Source organism: Micromonospora sp. NPDC049580 (genome assembly GCF_040675595.1).
Classification (GTDB): domain Bacteria; phylum Actinomycetota; class Actinomycetes; order Mycobacteriales; family Micromonosporaceae; genus Micromonospora.
Genome location: NZ_JBFAPG010000362.1, coordinates 1 through 6582 on the forward strand (window position 1 = coordinate 1; position 6582 = coordinate 6582).

Consider the following 6582-nt stretch of genomic DNA (forward strand, 5'->3'; position numbering starts at 1 on the left):
CGGCGAAGCCGGCGCCGCCCGGGTGCCCGTCGTAGACGAAGACCGTCGGCGCCTCGGTGTCCGGGTGCAGGGCGGTGGAGAGCCCGCCGATGTCCCACCGGTCGCACGTCGCCATCAGCGGAAGCAGGCCGATCGCGGCGTGTTCGGCGGCGTGCAGCGCACCCGGCACGTCGGCCTGCTGGACCCCTGCGGAGGCCAGCGACCGCGGTGACAGCGTGAACCAGACCGCCACCGTGCGCAGCTCCCGGGTGGGCAGGTCGAGCGGCCGGGTGTCGATCACCTCGCCGGTGGCGATCCGGCGCCGCTGGTACGACACGACCTGGCTGGTCACGTCCACCTCGCCGAGGAACATCCCGACCGGCCCGGCGTCCACGTAGGAGCGCACCGACACCACGGACAGGTCCGTGACGTCCCGGGCGTGGGTGGACCAGTCCGGCTCCTCGACGTGCACCAGCGCGCAGCCGTCGGCCAGGTCGAGGTCGTCGACCACGTACGAGATGCCCTGGTGCAGGTAGACCGCGCCGGGGTGGAGCAGGAAGTGCGACGAGCCGCCGTCGACCGTGCCGAGCAGCCGACCGGTGGCCGACTCCACCACGCAGACCGGGGCGCCGCCCTCGCCGCGCAGGTCCACCTCGGGGCGCTCGCGGTGCCGCCAGTACCAGCCGGTGGGCCGCTGCCGCAGCGCGCCCGCCTCGACCAACTGGTCGATGGCCTCCTTCGCCCCGTCGCCGAAGAGCGCCAGATCGGCCGGGGTGAGTGGCGCCTCGGCGGCCGCGCAGGCCAACTGCGGCGCCAGCACGTACGGGTTGGCCGGGTCGAGCACCGTTGCCTCGACCGGCGCACCGAAGATCGCCTCCGGGTGGTGCACCAGGTAGGTGTCCAGCGGGTCGTCCCGCGCCACCAGCACGGCGAGGGCCTCCTGCCCGGACCGCCCGGCGCGGCCCGCCTGCTGCCACAGTGACGCCCGGGTGCCCGGATAGCCGCAGATCAGCACGGCGTCCAGACCGACCAGGTCCACGCCCAGCTCCAGCGCGTTGGTGGAGGCCAGACCGAGCAGGTCACCGTGCAGCAGGGCACGTTCCAGCTCGCGCCGCTCCTCGCGCAGGTAGCCGCCCCGGTAGGCGGCGACCCGGCCACCGAGCCCTGGGACCGCGTCGTCCAGCGCCCGGCGCGCGTTGGCCGCCACCACCTCGGCGCCCTTGCGGGACCGCACGAACGCGAGCGTGCGTACGCCCTCGGCGACCGTGTCGGCGAGCAGGTCCGCGGTCTCCCGCAGCGCCGACCGGCGGACCTGGACGAGGTCCGTGGTGGCGTCGTGGTCGCCGGCCGCCTGCGCGGGCACCGTAGGAGCGGTCGAGTCGGGTGGGAGCAGCGGCGGCTCCCAGAGCGCGAAGGTCACCCCGCCGCGCGGTGAGGCGTCCTCGGTGACCGCCGTCACCGGCAGACCGGTCAGTCGGCCGGCGGCGGTCGCGGGGTCGCCGGAGGTCGCCGAGGCGAGCACGAACACCGGGGTGGCACCGAAACGGGCGCACTGCCGGCGCAGTCGGCGCAGGACGTGCGCCACGTGCGAGCCGAACACACCCCGGTAGGTGTGGCACTCGTCGATCACCACGTACGCGAGGCGGCGCAGGAAACCGGACCACTGGGCGTGGCCGGGCAGGATGCCGTGGTGCAGCATGTCGGGGTTGGTCAGCACGAAGCGGGAGTGCCGGCGGATCCACTCCCGTTCGGCGCGCGGCGTGTCCCCGTCGTAGCAGGCGGGGCGTACCCCCTCCAGTTCCAGGCCGGCGACGGCCCGCAGCTGGTCGGCGGCGAGGGCCTTGGTCGGCGCCAGGTAGAGCACGGTGGCCCGGGGGTTGGCGAGCAACGTGGCCAGCGCCGGGAGCTGGTACGCCAGCGACTTGCCGGACGCGGTGCCGGTGGCGACGATCACGTGGCCGCCGTCGTACGCCAGGGTGGCCGCCTCGGCCTGGTGCTGCCAGGGCGCGACCACGCCGCGGCGGGCGAACGCCGCCCGCAGCTCCGGCGGCGCCCACGCCGGCCAGGGGGCGGGCACCCCGACCCGGGCCGGCACCCGCTCGACGTGGGTGACCGGGTCGCCGGCACCCCGGGCGCGCAGCCGGCGCAGCAGGTCGACCGGCGCTGGTCCGGGGTCGTGACCTGCGGATACGGTGGGCGCGGCGGACGACTCCAGGTCACGGCGCGGCGTAGGACGCGCCGAAATGAAGTCGTTGGAGGTCACGTCCTGCACTCTCGCACTGGTGTTCGGAGATGAAAAGCCGGGGCCGGGGGTAAGGGGAAGCCTCCGCCGGTGACCGCAGGGTGCCCCGGCGGTAGTGGTTAGATGCCCAGGAGAGTTTACGGCTCTGGCGAGGAGGACCGATGGAGCTGTCGTTGGCGACGCGCACCGTGGGCGAGCACACGGTGCTCGAGGTCGGCGGTGAGGTGGACGTCTACACCGCGCCCCGGCTCCGCGAACGACTCCTCGAGCTGATCGACGGTGGCGCCCGGCACGTGGTCGTGGACCTCGGGCGGGTGGACTTCCTCGACTCCACCGGGCTGGGCGTGCTGGTGGGCGCGCACAAGCGGCTGCGGACGGCCGGCGGCTCGTTCGCCCTGGTCTGTGACAAGGAGCCGCTGCTCAAGATCTTCCGGATCACGGCGCTGGACCAGGTGTTCCCGTTGCACCCCACGGTCGAGGCGGCGGTCGGTGCGGGCCCGACCGGCGCCAACGCGTGATGGCGACGGTCCGGCTCTCCTTCTCCCCGGCGCCGGTGCACGTGCGTACCGCCCGACTGGTCGGCGTCGCCGTCGCCCGGCGTGCCGGTGTCCGCGAGGATCTGCTGGACGAGGTGCGCCTGGCCATCGGTGAGGCGTGCACCCGGGCGGTCGCCCTGCACCGGCAGTACGGCCTGGCCGATCCGGTGCTGGTGGAGATGTCCGACGGCGGCACGTACGCGGTGCGGGTGGTGGACCGTGCGCCGATCGAGGCCGGCATCGGGCTGGCGGCGTTGCCGCCGGACGAGTTGGCCAACGAGTCACTGACCGACGAGGCGTTGACCACGGGCGTCGGGTTCGCCCTGCTCGCGGGCTTCGTCGAGGACCTGCAGGTGCGCCCGGTTGACGAGGGCATCGGCACCGAGGTGCGGATGGTGTGGCCGGTCGGCCGCTGACCCGAGGAAGCGCGGAAGAAGGCCGAGCAGCGCCGAAGAAGGCCCAGAACTGCTGAAGAAGGCCGAGAACTGCTGAAGAAGGCCGCATCCCCGGCGGGGGTGCGGCCTTCTCGTCATGGATCGGGTCCTATATCAGATTTCGTTTCATAACACAGCGACGAAGATCATCGAGACACGGTGCCACCTCGGTGTGACCTCGAACACTGTGGAGGGCTACAGTACCCGGGTTGTCAGCAAGTGATCCAACCCGCAGCCAGCGGGTATGGGTGGTCATCGCTGGTCCGCTGGGGTGGGTTGGCGCGCGCTTGCGAGTCCGCATCCAGGCGTCGACCGGTGCGTCTCCACCCGTCGACGCGAGTGTTCGGTAACAGGAGGACACAGATGTCCGAGACCTTGGCCGCCGATGGCGGCGGGCTTTCCCTTACCGGAAGCAATGTCACATACGTCGTCATCGCCGCGGTCATCGCGCTGGTGGCGCTCGTCTTCGCCGCCGCGCTGACGAAGACGGTGCTGGCAGCCGGCAAGGGCACCACGAATATGCAGGAGATCTCGGGGGCGGTCCAGGAGGGCGCCTCGGCCTACCTGCTCCGCCAGTTCCGCACCTTGGCGATCTTCGTCGTCGTCGCCGTGGTGCTGCTCTTCCTGCTGCCGGTGCACGACACCGACGGCAGCGAGATGGCCGTGAAGCTCGGCCGCTCGCTCTTCTTCGTCGTGGGCGCCGTGTTCAGCGCGTCCATCGGCGGCGCCGGCATGTGGCTGGCGACCCGCGCCAACCTGCGCGTGGCCGCCGCCGCCCGGGAGCGACAGGGTGGCCGCGAGGCGGCCATGAAGATCGCCTTCCGGACCGGCGGCGTGGTCGGCTTCCTCACCGTCGGCCTCGGCCTCTTCGGCGCCGCGCTCGTCGTCCTGGTCTACCGGGGTGACGCGCCCACGGTGCTGGAGGGCTTCGGCTTCGGCGCCGCGCTGCTGGCGATGTTCATGCGGGTCGGCGGCGGCATCTTCACCAAGGCCGCCGACGTCGGCGCCGACCTGGTCGGCAAGGTCGAGCAGGGCATCCCCGAGGACGATCCGCGCAACGCCGCCACCATCGCCGACAACGTGGGCGACAACGTCGGTGACTGCGCCGGCATGGCCGCCGACCTCTTCGAGTCGTACGCGGTGACGCTTGTCGCCGCGCTGATCCTCGGCCGCGCCGCCTTCGGCGAGGACGGTCTGGTCTTCCCGCTGATCATCTCCACCATCGGCGTGCTGGTCGCCATCGTCGGCGTCTTCATCACCCGGCTGCGCGCCTCCGACCGCAGCGGCCTCACCGCGATCAACCGGGCCTTCTACATCTCCGCCGTGATCTCCGCGGTGCTGGTGGCGATCGCCGCGTACGCGTACCTGCCGGCGACCTTCGCCGAGCTGGAGGGTGGCCTCACCGACGTCGACCGCAACCCGCGACTGGTGGCCATCGGCGCGGTCGTGATCGGCATCGTGCTGGCCGCGGCGATCCAGGCGCTGACCGGGTACTTCACCGAGACCAACCGCCGGCCGGTGCAGGACATCGGCAAGAGCTCGCAGACCGGCGCCGCCACGGTGATCCTCGCCGGCATCAGCATCGGGCTGGAGTCGGCGGTCTACTCGGCGCTGCTGATCGGCGCCGGCGTCTTCGGGGCGTTCCTGCTCGGCGGCAGCTCCATCACGCTGTCGCTGTTCGCGGTGGCGCTGGCCGGCACCGGCCTGCTCACCACGGTCGGCGTCATCGTCGCCATGGACACCTTCGGGCCGATCTCCGACAACGCCCAGGGCATCGCCGAGATGTCCGGCGACATCGACGAGCACGGCGCGCGGACGCTCACCGAGCTGGACGCGGTCGGCAACACCACCAAGGCGATCACCAAGGGCATCGCGATCGCCACGGCGGTGCTGGCGGCGACCGCGCTGTTCGGCTCGTACACGGACACCCTGAAAGCCGCGTACGGGGACGCGAAGGTGAGCAACGTCGAGGCAGAGATCCTCAACGCGCTTAACCTGGCCAACCCGCGCAACCTGGTCGGCCTGATCATCGGTGCGGCGGTCGTCTTCCTCTTCTCCGGGCTGGCCATCAACGCGGTGTCCCGCTCGGCCGGCGCCGTGGTGATGGAGGTGCGCCGGCAGTTCCGTGAGCTGCCCGGCATCATGGACCGCACCCAGCGCCCGGAGTACGGCAAGGTCGTCGACATCTGCACCCGGGACGCGCAGCGCGAGCTGATGACCCCCGGTCTGCTCGCCATCCTGGCGCCGATCGCGGTCGGCTTCGGCCTCGGGCCCGGCGCGCTGGCGGCGTACCTCGCCGGCGCGATCGGGGCGGGCACCCTGATGGCGGTCTTCCTGGCCAACTCCGGTGGCGCGTGGGACAACGCCAAGAAGCTGGTCGAGGACGGCGCGTACGGCGGCAAGGGTTCCGAGGCGCACGCCGCCACGGTCATCGGCGACACCGTCGGTGACCCGTTCAAGGACACCGCCGGCCCGGCGATCAACCCGCTGATCAAGGTGATGAACCTGGTCTCGCTGCTGATCGCGCCCGCCGTGGTGGCGTACAGCGTCGGTGACGACCGCAACGTCGCACTGCGGGTGGGCATCGCGCTGGTCGCGACGCTGATCATCGTGGCGTCGGTGGTCTTCAGCAAGCGCAAGGGCATCGCGATGGACGACTCCGACGCCGGTGGCAACACCGGCGCGGGCAGCGCCGACCACCGGCCGGAGACGGTCAACGCCTGAGCGACACCGGCACCGGAGTCCCCGCTCGACGTACCTGTCGGGCGGGGACCCCGGCCATCCGGACCGGTGCCACGCCTGGCCGGAGGCCGTACGCTGCAACGCATGCGTACGTGCCGGGCGTCTGCCGCCGGAAAGCTCACGGTGGTCCTGGCCACGCTCGTCGTCGTCCTCTCCGGCTGCGGTGGTGGGCCCAGCCCGCGGGCCTGGGCGGCGTCGGTCTGCGGCGCGCTCACGCCGTGGCGCTCCGAGATCAGCAAGTTGACCAGCAGCACCGATCAGCAGATGACGGCGCAGACCACTCCGGCGCAGGCCAAGGAGAACCTGGTGCGGCTCTTCGGTGGCGCGGAGCAGGCCAGTGAGACCGCGCGCCGCAAGGTCGAGCAGGCCGGCGTCCCGGAGACCGACAACGGCGAGGCCGTCTCCGCCGGGTTCCGCAGCTCGCTGAGCAAGATGCGGGACGCCTACGGCCGGGCCCGGGACACCATCGAGGGGTTGGGCACCGGCGAGCCGGACGCCTTCTACGACGGCGTGCGGGCCGCCGTCGAGACGCTGAACAAGGAGTACGACGCCAGCGCTCTGGACACCAGCCAGCTCAACTCCGAGGAGTTGAAACAGGCCTTCGACGAGGTGCCGGAGTGTCGCTGAACGGGCTCGGTGACTCTCCGGC

5 protein-coding genes are annotated in these 6582 nt (G+C 72.0%); 4 read left to right on the forward strand and 1 reads right to left on the reverse strand.

Annotated elements, in window-relative coordinates; translation table 11 throughout:
- Positions 1-2194, reverse strand: a 2194-nt coding sequence (locus tag AB0J68_RS23945; RefSeq protein ID WP_363940527.1) for a DEAD/DEAH box helicase, incomplete at its 3' end; no start/stop codon positions are given.
- A gap of 188 nt (positions 2195-2382) precedes the next feature.
- On the opposite strand from AB0J68_RS23945, the gene AB0J68_RS23950 reads away from it, so the two are divergent.
- From AB0J68_RS23950 to AB0J68_RS23965, 4 genes are all read left to right on the forward strand, one after another.
- Positions 2383-2739, forward strand: coding sequence for an STAS domain-containing protein (locus AB0J68_RS23950; protein WP_007454668.1), 357 nt, complete (start codon positions 2383-2385; stop codon positions 2737-2739).
- Positions 2739-3173, forward strand: a complete 435-nt coding sequence (locus AB0J68_RS23955; RefSeq protein ID WP_234584146.1) for an ATP-binding protein — start codon at positions 2739-2741, stop codon at positions 3171-3173. Before AB0J68_RS23950 ends, AB0J68_RS23955 begins: the two co-directional genes overlap by 1 nt.
- Before the next feature lie 381 nt (positions 3174-3554).
- Positions 3555-5915 (forward strand): sodium-translocating pyrophosphatase, encoded by a 2361-nt coding sequence (locus tag AB0J68_RS23960; RefSeq protein ID WP_354860623.1) that lies wholly within the window; start codon positions 3555-3557, stop codon positions 5913-5915.
- Positions 5916-6017: 102 nt separating this feature from the next.
- The gene (locus tag AB0J68_RS23965) at positions 6018-6560 is read left to right on the forward strand and encodes a hypothetical protein (RefSeq protein ID WP_354860622.1); all 543 of its coding nucleotides are present in this window, start codon (positions 6018-6020) and stop codon (positions 6558-6560) included.
- The last annotated feature ends 22 nt before the right edge of the window (positions 6561-6582 follow it).

Bases quoted from the DNA above. Each gene is read 5' to 3' on its own strand.
- AB0J68_RS23950 (WP_007454668.1), top strand. From the start codon at position 2,383: ATGGAGCTGTCGTTGGCGACGCGCACCGTGGGCGAGCACACGGTGCTC.
- AB0J68_RS23955 (WP_234584146.1), top strand. From the start codon at position 2,739: ATGGCGACGGTCCGGCTCTCCTTCTCCCCGGCGCCGGTGCACGTGCGT.
- AB0J68_RS23960 (WP_354860623.1), top strand. From the start codon at position 3,555: ATGTCCGAGACCTTGGCCGCCGATGGCGGCGGGCTTTCCCTTACCGGA.
- AB0J68_RS23965 (WP_354860622.1), top strand. From the start codon at position 6,018: ATGCGTACGTGCCGGGCGTCTGCCGCCGGAAAGCTCACGGTGGTCCTG.